This is a genomic window from Photobacterium sp. TY1-4, from assembly GCF_025398175.1.
Classification (GTDB): Bacteria; Pseudomonadota; Gammaproteobacteria; order Enterobacterales; family Vibrionaceae; genus Photobacterium.
In genome coordinates, this window is sequence record NZ_CP099734.1 from 3,410,713 (window position 1) to 3,429,482 (window position 18,770).

The 18,770-nt window shown below is 58.0% G+C and carries 18 protein-coding genes; 4 read left to right on the forward strand and 14 right to left on the reverse strand.

What is annotated here, in order from left to right:
- Positions 1–7 precede the first annotated feature (7 nt).
- From nudE to gspC, 13 genes are all read right to left on the reverse strand, one after another.
- A complete protein-coding gene (gene nudE / locus NH461_RS15750; protein ID WP_261601215.1) occupies positions 8–559 on the reverse strand; it encodes an ADP compounds hydrolase NudE in 552 nt (183 codons plus the stop codon).
- A 158-nt stretch (positions 560–717) separates the two neighbouring features.
- Positions 718–1,476 (reverse strand): type II secretion system protein N, encoded by a 759-nt coding sequence (locus tag NH461_RS15755; RefSeq protein WP_261601216.1) that lies wholly within the window; start codon positions 1,474–1,476, stop codon positions 718–720.
- Between the two features lie 2 nt (positions 1,477–1,478).
- Positions 1,479–1,955 (reverse strand): type II secretion system protein M, encoded by a 477-nt coding sequence (locus tag NH461_RS15760; protein ID WP_261601217.1) that lies wholly within the window; start codon positions 1,953–1,955, stop codon positions 1,479–1,481.
- The gene (gene gspL / locus NH461_RS15765) at positions 1,952–3,253 is read right to left on the reverse strand and encodes a type II secretion system protein GspL (RefSeq protein WP_261601218.1); all 1,302 of its coding nucleotides are present in this window, start codon (positions 3,251–3,253) and stop codon (positions 1,952–1,954) included. Before gspL ends, NH461_RS15760 begins: the two co-directional genes overlap by 4 nt.
- Entirely contained in the window at positions 3,222–4,232 is a 1,011-nt protein-coding gene (gene gspK, locus NH461_RS15770) for a type II secretion system minor pseudopilin GspK (RefSeq protein ID WP_261602931.1), read from the reverse strand. The genes gspL and gspK overlap by 32 nt, the downstream gene beginning before the upstream one ends.
- Positions 4,229–4,924 (reverse strand): type II secretion system minor pseudopilin GspJ, encoded by a 696-nt coding sequence (gspJ, locus tag NH461_RS15775; protein WP_410000084.1) that lies wholly within the window; start codon positions 4,922–4,924, stop codon positions 4,229–4,231. The genes gspK and gspJ overlap by 4 nt, the downstream gene beginning before the upstream one ends.
- Positions 4,911–5,270: a type II secretion system minor pseudopilin GspI gene (gene gspI / locus NH461_RS15780; protein ID WP_261601220.1), complete on the reverse strand. Its 360-nt coding sequence runs from the start codon at positions 5,268–5,270 to the stop codon at positions 4,911–4,913. The genes gspJ and gspI overlap by 14 nt, the downstream gene beginning before the upstream one ends.
- Positions 5,270–5,857 carry a type II secretion system minor pseudopilin GspH gene (gene gspH, locus NH461_RS15785; RefSeq protein ID WP_261601221.1) on the reverse strand — a complete coding sequence of 196 codons (588 nt, stop codon included), beginning with the start codon at positions 5,855–5,857 and terminating at the stop codon, positions 5,270–5,272. The genes gspI and gspH overlap by 1 nt, the downstream gene beginning before the upstream one ends.
- 22 nt (positions 5,858–5,879) lie before the next feature.
- On the reverse strand, positions 5,880–6,314 hold the full coding sequence (gene gspG / locus NH461_RS15790) for a type II secretion system major pseudopilin GspG (protein WP_261601222.1): 435 nt from the start codon (positions 6,312–6,314) through the stop codon (positions 5,880–5,882).
- 24 nt (positions 6,315–6,338) lie between these two features.
- Positions 6,339–7,559: a type II secretion system inner membrane protein GspF gene (gene gspF, locus NH461_RS15795; RefSeq protein ID WP_261601223.1), complete on the reverse strand. Its 1,221-nt coding sequence runs from the start codon at positions 7,557–7,559 to the stop codon at positions 6,339–6,341.
- Positions 7,560–9,071 carry a type II secretion system ATPase GspE gene (gene gspE / locus NH461_RS15800; protein ID WP_261601224.1) on the reverse strand — a complete coding sequence of 504 codons (1,512 nt, stop codon included), beginning with the start codon at positions 9,069–9,071 and terminating at the stop codon, positions 7,560–7,562.
- Positions 9,071–11,080, reverse strand: a complete 2,010-nt coding sequence (gene gspD / locus NH461_RS15805) for a type II secretion system secretin GspD (RefSeq protein ID WP_261601225.1) — start codon at positions 11,078–11,080, stop codon at positions 9,071–9,073. Before gspD ends, gspE begins: the two co-directional genes overlap by 1 nt.
- A gap of 28 nt (positions 11,081–11,108) precedes the next feature.
- Positions 11,109–11,993: a type II secretion system protein GspC gene (gene gspC / locus NH461_RS15810; protein WP_261601226.1), complete on the reverse strand. Its 885-nt coding sequence runs from the start codon at positions 11,991–11,993 to the stop codon at positions 11,109–11,111.
- A gap of 288 nt (positions 11,994–12,281) precedes the next feature.
- Here gspC and hslR point away from each other — a divergent pair, with 288 nt between their 5' ends.
- The 4 genes from hslR to NH461_RS15830 all read left to right on the forward strand — a co-directional run bounded on the left by hslR (position 12,282) and on the right by NH461_RS15830 (position 17,876).
- On the forward strand, positions 12,282–12,689 hold the full coding sequence (hslR, locus tag NH461_RS15815) for a ribosome-associated heat shock protein Hsp15 (RefSeq protein WP_261601227.1): 408 nt from the start codon (positions 12,282–12,284) through the stop codon (positions 12,687–12,689).
- Positions 12,690–12,715: 26 nt separating this feature from the next.
- Positions 12,716–13,591: an Hsp33 family molecular chaperone HslO gene (gene hslO, locus NH461_RS15820; RefSeq protein ID WP_261601228.1), complete on the forward strand. Its 876-nt coding sequence runs from the start codon at positions 12,716–12,718 to the stop codon at positions 13,589–13,591.
- A gap of 318 nt (positions 13,592–13,909) precedes the next feature.
- The gene (gene pckA, locus NH461_RS15825; RefSeq protein WP_261601229.1) at positions 13,910–15,541 is read left to right on the forward strand and encodes a phosphoenolpyruvate carboxykinase (ATP); all 1,632 of its coding nucleotides are present in this window, start codon (positions 13,910–13,912) and stop codon (positions 15,539–15,541) included.
- A 181-nt stretch (positions 15,542–15,722) separates the two neighbouring features.
- Positions 15,723–17,876 (forward strand): AsmA family protein, encoded by a 2,154-nt coding sequence (locus tag NH461_RS15830; protein ID WP_261601230.1) that lies wholly within the window; start codon positions 15,723–15,725, stop codon positions 17,874–17,876.
- On the opposite strand, the gene NH461_RS15835 is transcribed toward NH461_RS15830, so the two are convergent.
- A complete protein-coding gene (locus NH461_RS15835) occupies positions 17,831–18,751 on the reverse strand; it encodes a bifunctional GNAT family N-acetyltransferase/hotdog fold thioesterase (RefSeq protein ID WP_261601231.1) in 921 nt (306 codons plus the stop codon). The genes NH461_RS15830 and NH461_RS15835 overlap by 46 nt on opposite strands.
- Positions 18,752–18,770 lie beyond the last annotated feature (19 nt).

Genomic DNA, 18,770 nt, shown 5'->3' on the forward strand with positions numbered 1-18,770 from the left:
TTCGCTCCTATCGGGAGAGTTGTTGTAAGGCCAGGAACAAGGCCGTAATGCTGCGTGATTCGGCAAAATCGACATGGGTAAGCAGCTCTTCCGCCTGATTCAACGGCCAACGCACGATTTCCAGTGGCTCCGGCTCATCCCCTTCCAGTTGCTCCGGATAGAGATCCTCGGCCAGAAACAGGGTCATCTTGCTGGAGAAATACGACGGCGCCAGTACCACTTCTTTCAGCGGGCGCAGTTGGCGGGCGCCAAACCCAATCTCTTCTTTCAGCTCCCGATCTGCCGCCGCTTCTGCGCTTTCGCCCGGATCCACCAGGCCTTTCGGGAAGCCCAGCTCGTAACGATCGGTTCCGGCCGCATACTCGCGGATCAGCAGCAAATCGCCTTCAGCCGTGACCGGCACCACCAGCACGGCATGTCGGCCGCTGGGCTTCATTCGCTCGTAGGTGCGCTCAACGCCGTTGGAAAACCGCAAATCCAGCGATTCAATCTTGAACAGCCGGGATTGCGCGACCACTTTGGTCGCCAGAATTTCAGGTTTGTTGTTGTCCGCCGCCATGCCGTTATCCTGTATTACCGTCGCATTGACCCGTGGCCGGCCGTGCCTGGTGCGACTTTACCGTGCCACTGAATATGGGCTATTTAAGGTCAATAGCCGAATGAAATAAAGCAAATGATCGCAAAAGCGTTAAGTTGAATCGGTGATTTCCGCTTCCGCTAGAGCCGACCACGGTAGTTGATCGGGTAACGCCCTTGCGAGTCCGGGTTACCCAGCCACTTCAGTTGCTGACCCAGTTGTGCCGGAAACGCCGCGCCCGGTTTGAACCAACCGTTCAGGGCGTATTGACGGTTCGGCGTCAACTCTGCCTGCCATTCACTCGAGACGTCAGGCGACGACTGGTTCGCTACCGCAACCACCTTCCCCTGGGCACACGTCAGATCGGCAATCGCCGAGCCCGGATTCAATCCTCCCATCGGCGTGCTGACAGCGCCCGACGTCCAGGCCAGCGTGCCGTTCAGCTCCGCGCAGAAGGGCGCCTGAAACTGATAATCACGCACCGTCAGCTCCAGATTGCCGGCCAAAGTGATCGGAACCGGAACCTTGGCCTGTGCCATCACCTGTTGCGCCGGCAATGACACCAGCAGATTTTCCGCAAAAGGGCCCTGGGCACGATAACCGACTCGACCTCGTCCAACCAGATTCATGTCACTGCCCTGTCCGAAGCGAACATCGAACGCCGCCTGGGCTGAGAACAGCGCAGCAAGATCCATCTGCCACTGCACGCGCCCCAGATTCTGGCCCTGCCAGGCCAATTGATCGGCGCTGCCCTGCCAGGGTGTGCCACTGAGCCCGGACAACGCCAGCCCCCGAACCGGCGGCACGTGTTGCCACACCCAACTGATCGGCACATGCGCCACCAGACTGGCTACCAATACCACGAGAAATGAAACACTGACGAGTAACTTAAACTTCACGACTATCCTCGGCCCAACTGTAAACGACTGACTTCGACCACACCGGCACGCTCACCTTTCGAGACATCCAGAAACTGCGCCTCAATGCCATACTCGTCTTTCAAAAACGCCAGCCAGTTGACCAGCGTGTTAAACGGCAACGGCTGCACCCAGACCTGAACCGCATCATCGCGGGGCTGCATCCGGATCAGCTCAATCCGGAACCGGCGGGTGGTTTCATTCACCACCTGGTTCAATCCCTGATCGCTGACCATGCCGCTGCTCCCGGAACGGGCACGCAGGGCTGTAATTTCATCCGCTTTGCCACTGACCCAGTTGAGGAGCTGACGCTCCGTCTGCAACTGTTGCGCGGCCAGATCAGCGCGGCTCGACAGCGGCTGCCAGATCCCCCAATACAGCACGGCAATCACCAGGGCGATCCCACCACCCAGTACCAAGCGCTGCTCGCGGCCACTCAGGGATTTCCACCACGCATTCATGATTTTCTCCTTAACACGACTGCGCCGGTTACCTGATTTTCCACTTTATTGAGCTGCCCCTGCTCGACCTCAAACTGCTCGGTCAGCAACAGACGCAATTGTTCGAAATGCTGGAACTCTGCTGAGCTCGCCTGCAACCGCAATTCGGCACGGTTTTGATCATATTTCACATTCAGAATATTGAGTTGCGGCACTTTGTTCAGCGCCGGTTGCAGTTGCGCCAGCCACGGCAGCAATCCTTCATTGCTTCCCGCTCCGCCCAGACGGGCCAGTTCACTGTTCATCTGACGCTTGAGGTAACTCTGCGACGGGATCCGGTTAAACTGCGGAAGCACCTGACGGAAGATCCGCTCGCTTTCGGATTTATAGGCCAGCGCCTGTTGTTCCATCTGCTGGATCGACATCAGGTGCTCGGCCACCAGCGCCACCAGCACCAAACCGGCCGCGATGGCCACCTTGCGCCAGGGCTTGAGATATTTACGCCAGGCCGGTTGCCGTTTATACGGTCCCGACAGCAGATTGGTTCCGCTATCATCGGCCCCCAGCGCCAGCAACTGCATCACCAGCTCCGGGGTTTCGGCTTGCCACTGACCCGGGGCACCTGCCGGTGCCGGGGTATAATGGCGGATCAACACCGCGCCGCTGTCTTCAGTTTCCCCGGCATCAACCGCCTGTGAAGCCGGAGTCTCCACCGATTCACGCGCCGCGTCCTCTTCATCCTCATCATCTACTTCTGCCGTGATCGGCGCTTTCTGCGCCAGTAACCAGGCCGCAAGCCAGGAGGATTCAGCACAAATGCCCTGGGTTTCCGACTGACGGATCAGCCACTGATCTTCCAGCTCCGCCGCGGTATAGCTGTCCCGGAACAAGGGCAGACACAGGCAGTCGGGAACCAGCTTCTTCACATCCATCCCAGCGTCAGCCAATGCCGCCAGCCAGGTCTGGATCTTGCGATGCTCAACCACCGCCACATGGGCGGTCTGTCCTTCCCGCTTGAGCAGGTGTACATGCAGCGCATCCACATCCTGCGCCAACTCTTCTTCCAGCAGGTACGGCAACACGGTCGCCAACTGCCGGCTACTGCCGGACGGGATCACCACTTCCGTCAGCAACACATCACTGGCAGGGATCAGTGCAAACACCGGACGCTGAGCTGCATACTCTTCCAGCTCACTCAGCTGGTCCAGACCGGCCAGCTGACCCGATGCTATTACTTCTTTCTGCTGTCGCGACCAGACCAGCCATTGCACCGGCTGCTCCGGTCGACTACTGAGCCTTATCGTCAGAAACTCGCTCACTGATTCCTCCATAACGGCGACGAACGACTGTCACCTTGTCCTGACCCTCACGTTTCATCAGGGCCACAAGTCTTACTCTGGATCGATCCACCCAGATCTCAGTATCCAGTTGAAAATAATTACTGCTGACCGCCAGGTGCTCCTTGGCGCGCTTCTGGGCATCACTGCTGAGGCGGCTGATCGCCGACTCACCCATAAAGGCATCCACCGTCTGCCAGCCGTCATAGGGACGATTACTGATCAGCGTGGCGGCATCAGACATCGGTAACTCAGGCGCAAACAGTCCCACCAGCAAAGCGGCCTGGGCCTCTTCAAGCGTATTGACGTTAATCACCAGATCCCGGCTGGGCAACGCACACAACAAGGCTTGGGCTTTTTGATAAATCTGGGCGCTGACCCCGTTGACCGCCCGGAATTCACTGACATCGGCCATCCACCCCATCGGCGGCAGGTAAGGCGGCTGAAACCCTTCATAGGTGCTGTCCCCGGCCCCGAACGGCGCATTCACCGGTTCGGCCGGATCCACATATTCCCAACTGGAGTCAGCGACTACTTCGGCTTCGTAGCTGTCAATGCCACTCTCTTCCAGAACACTTTGCAGCGTCCGCACCAGAAACGGCTTCTGGCTGCGATCATCCGGCAGGGGAAGCTCCGACAGGGCATTGAGGTTAAAACAGGCCTGGCGATCAAAGATATTGCCCAGCGCCTCCCCGCCGTCAAGCGGGTAGTGCTGTCCCCGGGTCGCCCACACCTGGCTCAAATTCACGGTGTCGCTGTCTTTCAGGCTCTGATCAACAGCCACTTTCGCCAGCTCTTCCATCCCCAGTGCATACCAGTAGGCCTGCTGGTTCTGGACCTGGTTTTCAACCCGGTAAAAATTCAATTGTAAGCGTTCACTCATCTGGGCAGCCAGGAGCGTCATCAGTGCCAGGAGCATCAGCACGACTATCAGGGCCACCCCACGCTGCTGCTTCATCAGCTTTCCTCCTTGGCTTGCGACGCCAGGGCCGAGACCGGCAGCATATACACCCGTTCAATGTCGCCAAAGTCTTCCAGCGTCAGCCGGATCCGGACCCCTTCCGGCAGGGTGGCATCCTGCCCCCAGCTCTCCAGCCACTTCTTGTCATGGTAGAAGCGCACTTCCAGCTTAGTGACTTTGGGCAGGATCGGGCGGACCAACGGCTCGGCACCGACCACCGTATCCGGGTAGCGGAACCAGACCCGCTCCAGCGTATCGTCGACAATGCGATATCCAACCCGGACATTCTCGCCACGGGGAAACATCTGCTGCGGGTTCTGCCAGCCGGCGCGGGTGAACATGATCCCGTCACTGGACGAATCGAGCAGGTACTCCCCGCTCAGCAACAACTTCCCACTGGGCGCTTCGCCCTGATTCCGGCTCTTGCGGGCGACAATCTGGCGAAAGTCGTTATCCATCATCACCACGACCCGCTGGATCTGCTGCAGCCGCTCGTTGTGCTCACGCGACTGCTGATCGCTGATCTGCACCCCGTTCATCACCTGATAGGCCGACAAGCTCAGCATCGCAAACACCGCGATGGCGACCAGCACTTCCAGCAACGTGAATCCCGTTTGACCCGGGCGCAAGCAGCCCGGGTGCGATGAACCCCTGCGGCAGCGGGCTACAATGATACGATTAGTTTTCAACATAAGTTCTCAGGGTGACCACCGACTGCTTACGGGCTGCATCGGTCGCAACCGTCACATCCAGTGCCCGTAGAAATCCATCGGCGGTCTTGCTGCTTTTAATCGACCAGTACCATTCCCGGCCGGCCAGTTCAGACTTGCCTTTCTTCTCCGAAGCCGGGATCTCCCCTGACAGTCGGACTTTGGCCAACTCGTTATCGGCCACCATGGCCGCGAAGGTTTTCTCTTCCAGGTAGCCCAGCGTATTGAGGTGCTGGCTGACCGCTTTCATCACGCTCAGCGCCGCCGTGGCGAATACCGCCAGGGCGACCAGCACTTCCAGCAAGGTCATGCCACGACCGGTTCTCATCAGCGCCTCCGCTCTGCCAGACTGTCTACGGTTTCTCCCGGCGGCAGCAAATGCAACAGGCCAATTTCATCGGCCTGGACCCGCCAGAACTGATTCTCGCCCGTGACTTCAAATTCCAGGGTAAACGGGGTGTACTCCCCGCTCGCCATCACCACCACCTGCGGTGGTTTTACTTTGTCTTTGTCAGCTTGTTCAGCAAACAGGTCTTCATCAAACAACGAACCCGGCTTGAACAGCCGGTCTTTGTCCTGCCAGGAGTAACTGCCGATCTCCACCCGCAGCCGGATATCATCATCCATCTCGACCCGGGTAAAATAACGGGAGGACTCCATCGGTTTCCATTGCTGACCGGTTAGCTGAAGAAACTGGTAACTGCCCCGCTCGACCCGGATCCCGTAATCGAGCCCGTTGAGCAGGGCATCTTCACCCAGCAGTTGCACCAGATGATGAAAACGTGTGGCTTCTTCCTTCACCCGGTCGTCCTGCTTTTCAGGGAAGGTCGCAATCACTGCCACCGCACTGGTCGCCAGTAACACCAGCACCAGCATCAGTTCGATCAGGGTAAAGCCCGCCGCACGTTTCATCACAATCTCTCTCGGTGCAGCCGGCTTAGAAGTCCAGCATGTTCCAGTTACCAATGTCGGTATTGACCCCTTCACCGCCTTCCTGGCCGTCGGCACCCAGGCTGAAGATATCCACCGGACCATTTTCACCCGGCATCACATACTGGTACTCATTGCCCCAAGGGTCCTGCGGCAAGCGCTTGATGTAACCACCGTTACGGTAGTTGCGCGGCTCCGGACTGGAGGACGGCATTGAGACCAGCGCATCCAGGCCCTGATCGGTACTCGGATAGACGCTGTTATCCAGCTTGTACATATCCAGTGCCTGCTCCAGCGCACTGATGTCCGTGACGACTTTCTGCTGATCGGCTTTCTCTTTGTTCCCGAGCAGGTTCGGCACCACCAGACTGGCCAGCACACCCAGGATCACGATCACGACCATTACTTCGAGCAGCGTAAAGCCGCGTTGTTTGCGTTGCATTGAAAAACCTCCAAAAAATAAAACTTACATGCCAACCATGTTATTGAGCGCAATAATCGGCATCAACGTGGCAACCACGATAAACATCACAATGCCTGCCATTGCCACAATCAGCAACGGTTCAAAAATCCCCAGCGCCATATTCACCAGCGATTCAAAATCCCGATCCTGGTTATCGGCTGCCCGCGTCAGCATCTGCTCCAGCTCACCACTGCGCTCCCCACTGGCAATCATATGCAGCATCATCGGCGGGAACAGCTTGGTCTGCTCGAGCGAGACCCGCAGACTGGCCCCTTCACGCACCTTGTCGGCGGCTTCCAGTACCTGACGGTTCACCCAGGTATTGGTCATCACTTCTGAGGCCACCTTCATTCCCTCCAACAACGGAATCGCACTGGAGGTACAGATCGACAGGGTCCGGGCAAAGCGCGAGGTATTGAGGCCCCGGGCCACCTTGCCGATCACCGGCATCCCCATCACCCAGCGATCCCAGCGCAAACGCACATCCGGTTTTCGCAGGGCCGCCTTGACCAGCAGCAGCGCGCCCAGTACTACAATCAGCACTAAGGCACCCCAGTTCTGGACAAAATTACTGGCCGCCAGCAGTATCTCGGTAATGGTCGGCAGCTCCTGCCCCATCTGGACAAACTGGTCGACAATTTTCGGCACCACGGTGGCCAGCAAAAAGGCCACCACGGCAACCGCCACCAGGGTCAGCATCGTCGGGTAGATCATCGCCTGCTGCAGCTTGCTGCGCATCTGCTGACGATTTTCGGTGTAATCGGCCAGCCGGTTCAAAACCGTATCGAGATGGCCCGACTTTTCGCCGGCCGCGACCATGGCCCGGAACAGCTGATCAAAAATATGCGGATACTCGGCCATGCTGTCGGCCAGGGTATAGCCTTCCACGACGCGCGAGCGTACTGCCAGCAGCATGTTCTTCAGCCGCGGCTTTTCGCTCTGCTCAGCCACCGCCTTGAGGCATTCCTCCAGCGGCATCGACGCCTGAACCAGCGTCGCCAACTGGCGGGTGATCAACGACAGCTCTGTGGTGCTGATCCCGCGGCGCAGGTGAAAGCCACCGCCGGCTTTTTTCTTCTCCTGCGCCAGGCTCTGCACCACTTCGACCGGGATCAGCCCCTGCTCACGCAGCTGCTGGCGGATCTGGCGGGCAGTATCGCCTTCCAGCACGCCTTTTTTCTGCCGGCCCCGGGCATCGAGCGCCTTGTATTGGAACGCCGCCATTTAGCTCCCCTCTCTGGTGACACGCATGACTTCTTCCAGCGTGGTCACACCGGCCCGAACTTTGGTCAAACCATCGTCGCGAATACTCGGGGTGTGGGCGCGAATGGCTTTCTCGATCGCCATCTCCCCGACTTCGGCGTGGATCAGCTCCTGTACGTTGTCATCGACCAGCAGCAGCTCATGGATCCCGGTTCGTCCGCGATAGCCCTTGTGATTACAGGCCTCGCATCCGACCGCCCGGTACAGGGTCAGCGGCTCGTCGTCACGCAGGCCGAACAGTTTCTTCTGCTCGGCATCGGCTTCATACGGCTCCCGGCACGATTTACACAAGGTACGCACCAGGCGCTGGGCCAGCACGCCCAGCAACGAAGAAGAGATCAGGAACGGCTCAATCCCCATATCACGCAGACGGGTGATCGCCCCCACCGCCGTGTTGGTGTGCAGGGTCGACATTACCATGTGACCGGTCAGCGAAGCCTGGACGGCAATCGAGGCCGTTTCCAGATCCCGGATTTCCCCGACCATCACCACATCCGGGTCCTGGCGCAGGATCGCCCGCAGCCCCCGGGCAAAGGTCATGTCCACCTTGGTATTGACCTGCGTCTGGCCGATCCCGTCGATATCAAACTCGATCGGATCTTCCACCGTCAGAATGTTGCGCTCTTTACCGTTGAGCTCCTGCAATCCGGCATACAGCGTCGTCGATTTACCCGAGCCGGTCGGGCCGGTGACCAGAATGATCCCGTGCGGGCGCTGAATGATCCGCTGAAAGTTCTCGTGGTTCCCTGCCGTCATCCCCAGACTATGGAGATCCAACCGGGTCGCGTTCTTATCCAGCAGACGCAGCACCACCCGCTCGCCGTGTGAAGAAGGCATAGTCGAGACCCGCACATCCACCGCCCGGCCCCCGATCCGCAGGGAGATCCGGCCATCCTGCGGCACCCGCTTTTCAGCGATATCCAACCGGGCCATCACCTTGATCCGCGACACCAGCAGCGGGGCCAGTTTCCGGCTCGGCTGCAGCACTTCCCGCAGCACCCCGTCGACCCGGAAACGGATCGACAGCACTTTCTCGAACGTCTCGATATGGATATCAGACGCCGCTTCTTTGATCGCTTCGGCCAGCATGGCGTTGATCAGCTTGATGATCGGCGCATCATCTTCCGACTCGAGCAAGTCTTCCGTCTCCGGCAGCTCCTCGGCCAGCGAGAAGAAATCATCGCTGTCCGAACCCAGATCTTCCATCAACTGACGCGCTTCCGATGAATCACGCTGATACGCTTCCGTCAGCTTCTGCTCGAAAGCCTTCTCATCCAGCGCCAGCGGGGTAAACCCGCCGCCGCTGACCCGGCGGATTTCCGCCAGGACCGGCGCACTCATAACGCCGCAATAAAACAGGGTCCGGCCCTGCTCGCTGGATTCCAGCACCACCCGGTGACGCCGGGCAAAGGAGAAAGGTAACCGGAACAGGGGCTGCAGCGGAGTGAATGCCTGCGCGGTATCCGTATCCATTACTGTGTCTCCAGCTGCGCCACAAAGGCCCGCACTTCCGGCGGCAGCGAAATATCTTCACCGTATTTCGGCAATACCGGGGTCTGAGTGTCCGGCATCAGGCGCAAGCCTTTATCCGCACGGAACAGCTGTTCGGCACGAATGTAGTTATATTTGCGCTGGGTGATGCCATCCGCCGTCACGCCATCACGGATGATGGTCGGCTTGATGAACACCATCAGGTTAGTCTTGGCCTTAGTGGTATTGGTCGATTTGAACAGGTGGCCCAGGATCGGGATGTCCCCCAACAGCGGAATTTTCTGCTCGCTTTCGTCAACCTGCTCCTGGATCAGTCCCCCTAGAGCGATCATCTGGCCATCCTGGACCAGCACCGAGGTGGTCAGCTGGCGTTTGGAGAACCGCACATCCACCGCACCGTCGGCCCCCAGGACGTTCGAGACTTCCTGCTCGATCTTCAGCTGCACCGAATCGCCCTCGTTGATCTGCGGCGTCACGTTGAGCTTGATCCCCACTTCCTTGCGCTCAACGGTCTGGAACGGATTGTCGTTGTTCGAGCTGGACGTTGAGCCCGTCACCACCGGCACTTCTTCACCGACAATGAACGAGGCTTCGCCGTTGTCCATCACGGTAATACTCGGCGAGGACAGAATATTGGAGTTGCGATCGGAAGCCACGGCGTTAACCAGTGCGGTCCAGTCGCCCATCACGATCCCGAGCGCGGCACCGTTGACGCCCCCCAAAACACTGCCCAGAGTACTGTAATCCCCCTGGGTCGGTTCATTCACGGTTCTCGTGCCGTCCGAGTTAATCACGGTCGAGCCCGGCACGTCTTCAGCTTCTTTCAGACCAATCGCGAACTGGCTGATCGGCACCCCGGAATTGCCGAACTGGACCACACCACCATCGAGCGAGCCCCACTGCACCCCGAAATTGATGCCATCGCCTTCGGACAGCTCAACGATCATCGCTTCAATCAGGACCTGGGCCCGGCGAATATCAAGTTGGGCAATAATGTTTTCCAGCGCGCGCATAATATCGGGCGGCGCCGTCAGGATCAGGGCGTTGGTATCGACGTGCGCAGAGATCATCACCTCTGACTTGCCGCCCACGGGATTCTTACTGCCGCCCTGTTTTTCGGCCTGCAGGTTCTCGGAAACCCCCTTCAGCACCTCGACCAAGTCTTCGGCATTGGCGTACTTGAGGTAAATCACCCGGTTATTGCCCGAGGTCGCCATCTCTTTGTCGAGCTGACGAATAAGACGTTTCAGGCGATTACGCACCTGCGGATCTCCGGACAGCAGCACCGCATTGGTCCGCTCATCGGCAACCAGTTTCGGCTGCAGGAACTCCGGTGTCGATTTGGCGTCCGCCGACTTGTTCAGCGCTTCGACAATCCGCACCATTTCGGCCGCTGATGCGTTGTTGAGTTCAACCACATCAATTTCTTTATCGCCTGCGCGATCGACCCGCTCAATGATTTCTGCCAGGCGATTCACCACCGCGGCCCGCCCGGTGATCATAATAATGTTGGCCGGATCGTAGTGCACTACGTTCCCGGCACCGGCATTATCGTTGAGCTGACGCAGCAGCGGCGATAGCTCCCGGACCGAGACATTCCGGACCGCAATCACGCGGGTGACGACTTCGTCGCCCTGCACACGATCAGAGCCGTCAACCACCGGAATGGCCGAGATTTTCGCATCTTTATCGCGGATCACCTTGAGTACGCCGTTTTCCATCTCCACCACGGCAAACCCATACACGGACAGCACATTTAAGAAGAACTGGTAGTACTGCTCATCGTTCAGCAAATCATAACTGCGCACATTAACCTGGCCACGCACCGCCGGATCGACAATGATGGTTTTCTGCAAGTTGCGCCCGACAATATTAATGAATTCCTGAATATCCGTTCCTTTGAAGCTGGCGCTGAATTCATTGGCAAGTACTGAGCTGCACAGCAAACTTCCGGCCAGCCACAGGGCACTTTTCCCCATCCATTTTTTCACAAAAAACTCCTGCTCGTTGTCGCGTGCGTTAGCGCAACTCAATATAAATATCGTGTAACTGGCCGTCCCGCTCGACCGTTAACATAAATTCAGAGGCCTCGGACAACTCCGTCCACAGCCGGGCCATCACGGCCGGATCTGTTAAGTCATTGCCATTGAGGCTCACCGCCAGATCATCGGGCTGTAACCCCACCGCATCAAACAAGGCCCGCTCTTTGCCCGGGTTCACCCGATAGCCAACCAACGCGCCGTCTTTTTTCACCTGCGACAGGCGAATGTAACTGAACAGCGTCTGGGGTTTCTCCAGAATCTCCTGCTTGATCTGGCTTAAATTACTGGCCACAGCAGGCTTCGGCGTCGTGGCCGACGTCGGCTGAGGTTGCGGCTGGGATTTGCTGAACTTCACCCCGTCCAGCATCAGGGTTTCATCCCGGCCGCTATTGCGAATAATCACCCGATCGACATACACCGCCTGCAAGGTCGCCCGGGTACCTTCAATCGCTTCATTCAAGCCATAAGTATTCTGGCGACCGCGATTGGCGATCACCGCCAGACTGGTCCCCGGTTTGGTGCTGGCCACCACACCAACCAACGTCAGGCTCAGCCGGGTTTCCGGCGCATCCTGAGCCACCGGTTTTTTCTCCACCACCGGTGCATTTTGCTGATAGCGACCAAACAGATTCATGCCTAATACATCAGACACCTGAAAACCCTCCCGGTTCGCTTGCGCGACCGCGACGGGTTTCGCCTGCCAGATCGCCGGCGCGGCCGTAGGCTGCATCAACGACCACACCAGACGTCCTAAAATCCATGCCAGCATCACGACCAGCAGCCATGTGGCAATCCGGGTCAGTGTCGCCACTGACATCGGCCGCTTAGCCTGAAGCGTTTCCAACCAATTTGCTGCAACCATTGCTCAACCATCTTCCTGTTGCTGTTAGCCGAACGAGTGCCGTTTGGGCGCCCGAATCAGATAGCATACCGTTTCGAGAAAAATACAGCAGTTTTTTCATCGTAAAAAGACTAAATATATCAAAACAGATCACGTAAAAAACATATCTACTATCAATAGACTAGACAGAGGCTGTCAATTATTCCCTCCCGAGCGTTGAAATTGCACCGACCCGGCACCATTAAGTAAGGCTGACGCTGTCATCGCAATATGGTATTTTTAGTCCCCCTTTGGGAGAAGGAGCACGTTATGGGCCAGCAATCCCCTGATTCCGACACCAGCCAGGTTCGCCTCGACAAATGGCTGTGGGCGGCACGGTTTTACAAAACCCGCTCAATCGCCCGCACGATGATCGACGGTGGCAAGGTGCACTATAACGGCCAACGTTCCAAACCCAGCAAACTGGTGGAAGTCGGCGCCGAAGTGCGCCTGCGACAAGGCAATGATGAAAAAACTGTCACCATCATGAAACTGTCCGGCACCCGCCGGGGGGCCCCGGAAGCGCAAACCCTGTACCAGGAAACAGCGCAGAGCATCGAGCAACGCGAAGCCCAGGCCCAAATGCGCAAACTCAATGCCTATCACAGCCCAAGTCCCGACAAGCGCCCTGATAAAAAACAGCGGCGCGATATAATTAAGTTTAAAAGCAGTAACTGATTTTACCTGCTGGAGTAGAAAGTAAAATGACAAACGATAGTCTGTACCGTTACCTGTTTGACGGTGTATCTGTACGTGGTGAGCTCGTTCAGCTGAGCGACACTTATCAGCAAATCATTTCCAGCAAGGAATACCCGGCACCGATCCAGCACCTGTTGGGTGAACTGCTTGTGGCCACCAGCCTGCTGACGGCAACCCTGAAATTTGAAGGCTCGATCACCGTGCAACTGCAAGGAGACGGTCCGGTGAAACTCGCCGTGATCAATGGCGACCACAACCAGCAAATGCGTGGTGTGGCGCGCTGGGACGGCGACGTTCCTGCCGGAACCATCACCGATCTGATCGGCAAAGGTCACATGGTGATCACCATTACCCCGAACCAGGGTGAGCGCTACCAGGGCGTGGTTGGCCTGGAAGGGGACAACCTGGCAGCCTGCCTGGAAAATTACTTTGCCAGCTCCGAGCAGCTGAAAACCCGCATCTGGCTGCGCACCGGCGAAGTCGAGGGTCAGGCCAAAGCGGCAGGCATGCTGCTGCAAATCCTGCCGGACGGCCAGGGCCACGACACCGACTTCGAGCACCTGGAGCAACTGACCGAAACCGTGAAGGACGACGAGTTGTTCACCCTGCCGGCCCAGGACGTGTTGTACCGCCTGTACCACCAGGAAACCGTGAAGCTGTTTGATCCGCAAGCTGTATCCTTCCACTGCGGTTGCTCCCGCGAGCGCAGCGCCTCGGCCATCTGCTCGATTGAGCGAGACGAAGTGGAGCGGATTGTGGCCGAAGAAGGTCAAATTGCCCTGCACTGTGACTACTGCGGCACCACCTACGCCTTTGACAGCGTTGACGTGGCAGCGCTGTTCAAAAATGCAGCAACCAGTCCATCAAATCAGGTACATTAATTATTCTTTCGTAATAACCCTGAAAGTGAATTACAGGAGCCGGCATTCTGCCGGCTTTTCTTTTAACTGAAGCACAGTTTCTCCCGCCCCCCTGAAATTCAACTACGCCTTAAGTCCCGCTTTTTTCAATAGAAATATTAATCCGAAGCCCTAGCGCAAACGTTTCACAACACGGTAAAATCCCCACTCAAAGACAATAATAACTTTTACTAATCCGTAACTTTAAAGTGGTTATTTTTTGATAAACCTCCCTGAATTACCCCTTTAGGGTTGCTAGCATGGTCAACAGTTAAACAACATCTTACCCAAGGAGCACCTATGACCGTCATGAACGTCGAAAAAAAGGTTGCAAAAAATATGGATCTATCTCAATACGGTATCACCAATGTTACCGAAATTGTTCGCAACCCGTCTTATGAACTGCTGTTCGAAGAAGAGACGAAACCGGGGCTGGAAGGCTACGAGAAAGGGATTGTTACTGAACTGGGCGCCGTGGCTGTGGATACCGGTATTTTCACCGGCCGTTCACCCAAAGATAAGTTCATCGTCAAAGATGACACCACCAAAGAGACCCTCTGGTGGGCCGATCAAGGCCAAAACGACAACAAGGCCATTGATCAAGCCGTCTGGAACGATCTGAAAGGACTAGTGACCGAGCAACTTTCCGGCAAGCGCCTGTTTGTCATTGACGGCTACTGCGGTGCCAACCCGGATACCCGCCTGTGTATCCGCGTGATCACGGAAGTCGCCTGGCAGGCCCATTTCGTGAAAAATATGTTCATCCGTCCGAGTGAAGAAGAGCTGGCCACCTTCGAGCCTGACTTCGTGGTCATGAACGGCGCCAAATGCACCAACGATAAGTGGCAGGAGCAAGGCCTGAACTCGGAAAACTTCACCGTGTTCAACCTGACCGAGAAAATGCAACTGATCGGCGGCACCTGGTACGGCGGCGAAATGAAGAAAGGCATGTTCGCCATGATGAACTACTTCCTGCCACTGCAGGATATCGCCTCTATGCACTGCTCGGCCAACATGGGCAAAGACGGTGACGTCGCGGTGTTCTTCGGCCTGTCCGGCACCGGCAAAACCACCCTGTCGACCGATCCGAAGCGTGCCCTGATTGGTGATGACGAGCACGGCTGGGACGATAACGGGGTCTTCAACTTCGAAGGCGGCTGCTACGCCAAGACCATCAACCTGTCGAAAGAAGCCGAGCCGGACATCTACAACGCGATCCGTCGTGATGCCCTGCTGGAAAACGTCACCGTGCGCAGTGACGGTGCCATCGACTTCAACGACAACTCGAAGACCGAGAACACCCGCGTCTCCTACCCGATCTACCACATCGAAAACATCGTCAAGCCGGTCTCCAAGGGCGGTCATGCCAACAAGGTGATCTTCCTGTCGGCCGATGCCTTCGGCGTGCTGCCACCGGTCTCGAAACTGACGCCAGAGCAAACCAAGTACCACTTCCTGTCCGGCTTTACCGCCAAACTGGCCGGAACCGAGCGTGGGATCACCGAGCCAACGCCAACCTTCTCGGCGTGTTTCGGCAATGCCTTCCTGACGCTGCACCCAACCAAGTACGCGGAAGTGCTGGTGAAACGTATGGAAGCCGCCGGCGCGGAAGCCTATCTGGTCAACACCGGCTGGAACGGCACCGGCAAGCGCATCTCAATTCAGGATACCCGCGGTATCATTGATGCGATCCTGGACGGCTCGATTGAGCAGGCCGAAACCAAGCACATCCCGATCTTCAACCTGGAAGTCCCGGCAGCCCTGCCGGGCGTCGATGCGGGCATTCTGGACCCACGCGATACCTACACCGATCCTCTGCAGTGGGAAAGCAAAGCGAAAGATCTGGCCGAGCGCTTTATCAACAACTTTGACAAGTACACCGACAATGAAGAAGGTGCCGCACTGGTTGCCGCTGGCCCTCAGCTAGACTAACGGACAAACACCTCGAGCGATGTCAGCGCCCCTCATGTGAGGGGCGTTTTTTATGTCTGGTGCAAAAGTCACTGAAATAAAACAAAAACATAAAACAAAAACTAAACCACGTTCTGGCACTATCCGGCTTGCAGCAACCCCAATTTTCGGCCACTCTGATTTCATACTATAGGAGAGTGTCATGCGTCTGGTCGGGAAACTCATCGCCACGGTTATCATCATCAGCCTGCTGGGGCTCACCATTCTGCTGGCCCTGCTGCACACCCGACATGCCACGCCGCTCATCAGCCACCTGATCAACACCCTGACGCCGTATCGCGTCCATGCAACGTCGGTGCGCTACCACATCTTGGATCCCTGGCATCTGCAGATCGACGAACTGACACTCCAGCTCCCCGCCGCCGATGCGCAGATCCCCGAGCCGATCACCGTGCCCCGCCTGGAGCTCTGGCTCAACCCGACCCGCCTGCTGCAGCCGGGCTGGTCGTTCGACACCCTGCTGATAGACGGACTGACCCTGACCGGCACGCCGCCGCTGGCCGCCTTCCCAGCCATGGAAGCCAATCACCTGGCCCTGACCCATTTCAACTGGAACAGCGGCCCCCTGAGCCTGACGGACAGCCGTCTCCAGCTCAACCACTGGCAAAGCGATCCGGCAGCCCCCTATGCCTACCAGGGGGATGTCCAGCTGGCCGCCGCGTCGATTCGCTGGCAGCAACAAGAGTTCAGCAACATCCTGATTGACGGGCAGCGTGACGACCATCAGTGGACTTTGCATGGTTTTTCATTTCACTGGCACGGGGCAACGCTGAGCGGCCAGGCCGAGTATCTGGCCCCGCCCGACGTCCGCCCGCAGTGGCGCATCCACCAGCTGAGCCTGGCCGATCTGACCTTTCAGGATCAAACCCTGGCCAACCACCTCACAGCGCAATGGCAGCACTACCTGAGCGCCACGCGCCCTCAAATCGAGCTCCAGCGTCTGGATATTCTCAACAGCAGTGTCGAGCTGCCGGGCCTCACCCTGAACGGCGCCAATCTGTCCCTGCGGGGATGGCGCCTTGATGACGGATACGCTCCCGAAGAAGCCCTTTGGCAACAGCAGGAAGCCACCCTGTCCTTCGGCGCTGACAGTCTGCAATGGCGGGAGATATTGCTGGACGAGCCCCTGGCGGAGCTTCACTTCCGCCCGCAGCAGATCCAGCTGAGCGCCTTGTCGACCCGGCTGTTAGGCGGTTATCTCACCACAGACGGGACGATCACCCCGGACTTCCTGGCACTCAATCAGTTCACCGCCCGCAATCTTCAGTGGGATTTACCGACAGATTGGGCGAGCACGCTGCACCAACTCGCCGCGCCGTTCGCCGATATCAGCGTGCAGGAACTCAATATCGGCTATTCCGCATTGACCGCCGCCGACCCCACCTGGCCGTTTCATCTCGGCGGACTCAATGCCAGCGGGCATGATTTGCATCTCAAACGCCGCGGACATCCCGGCTTGTGGCAAGGAAACCTGACGGCCAGCGCCAGCAGTGCCGGGCTCAACGGCATTCCCGTGGCGGAGTCGATGCTCGACATGACGGCTCAGGCCGGCCAGTGGCAACTGAACCGGCTGGCCCTGTCATTTGAGCATGGCCTGCTGGAAGCTCAGGGTGAGGTTGCACTGCACCGGGAAGGCCTGCCGTGGCAACTGATCCTGAACGGCGACAGCCTACCGGTCGCCGTCCTGCCCCGCTGGCTGCAACTGCCGGTATCGTTCGATGGCCGGCTCGATGTTGCGCTCGACGCGCAGGGACTGGGCCAGCACCCAACCGGCCTGGCCTACAGCCTGGAAGGCGAACTCACGGCCAACCTGCGCCAGCTCCGGCTCAGCCGACTCACCCAGGACCAGCTCTGGCGCCAGTGGCAACAACCTTCGCTGATACTGGCAGCTGTCCCGCGCCCGGGGCCAGACGCCACCGTGAGCAGCCTGCCATCAGGCGCAGCGCAAGAATCCGAGACGCCAAGATTGGAAGAGCGACCCTCCCAAGGGCGGCTATCCGAAGCACTCTTAGCTGAGAAGGCACCGCCTGAAAAGCGACTGCCCGGGGCGTCGACCGGCGTATTGCAAGCCACGCCGCTCCGGCTCCGAGCCGATCGCGGCCGGATCCGGATCAATCCGTTCGAGATCAAAGGGGAAAATTGGTCAGCCACCCTGAGTGGCCAATGGGATCTGGCCCGGCCCGGCGCCCGACAACTGGAGCTGAAGGCCGAGCAGGGCTGCGAGCGCCTGGAGCGGCGCTGGCAGGGGGATCAGCAGTCGGTGTCGCTGTCTTCCTGTGCAGGCAACAACATATAGGTCCCGGTAAAAGTGGCTGCCTGCTGCTCGCCGCTGTAGATGTCCACATCCACCACTACCCGGCCTTTGCGGCCACCGGCCAGACGGTCGAGATCGCCGCGCAGGCTTTCAACGGCAGCCACCGCCCGGGGCCGCGTCTTCACCGGCGCGGTGTAGCGGATCTTGCTGTCCGCCAGCACGATATCGGCCTGTAGCTTGCGCTCTTTGAGCAGCATCCAGACAAAGCCCCATCCCGCCAGCGTCGCCATGGTAAAAATACTGCCGGCAAACATGCTCTGGCTGGGATTCAAATTGGCATTGAGGCGGGCGCTGACTTCAAACCGGTAACCGGTATACTGCGTGATGACGATCCCCATCTTGTCACTGATCGGGATCTGGTACTGCCACAGCTCCTGCAGCGCCTGGCACCAGTCGGGATTGCGCACGATTTCGCTGAGCGGCTTGAGGTGCTTGATCATCTGCTGATGGCGAACCGGTCCGCGCTCTTCACTCAGTTCGCCCTGATTGATAAACCCGTTACGGGCATAGAAGGAGATGGCATCTTCACGGGCATTACACACCAGACGCTTGGCCCCTTCCTGACGGGCCAACGATTCCAGTGCCATCAGCACCAGCGCCCCCATGCCTTTATGACGATAATCCGGATGCACCGCCATAAACCGGACCTGACCTTCATTGTCCGGTGTCATATACAGGCGACCAATCGCGATCGGCTCGCCGTGATCATCGACAATCATCCGGTGATGGCTGAGCTCGTCATAAGCGTCCCGCTCCGAGCCGACCGGCATATGCCAAGGCTCGCGCAGCATCCGCCAGCGAAAATCGTAATACTGTGTTAACTCCCCGTCCGTCGCCGGGGTGATCAATCGAAACATGCTATCCCTCTCCAACAAT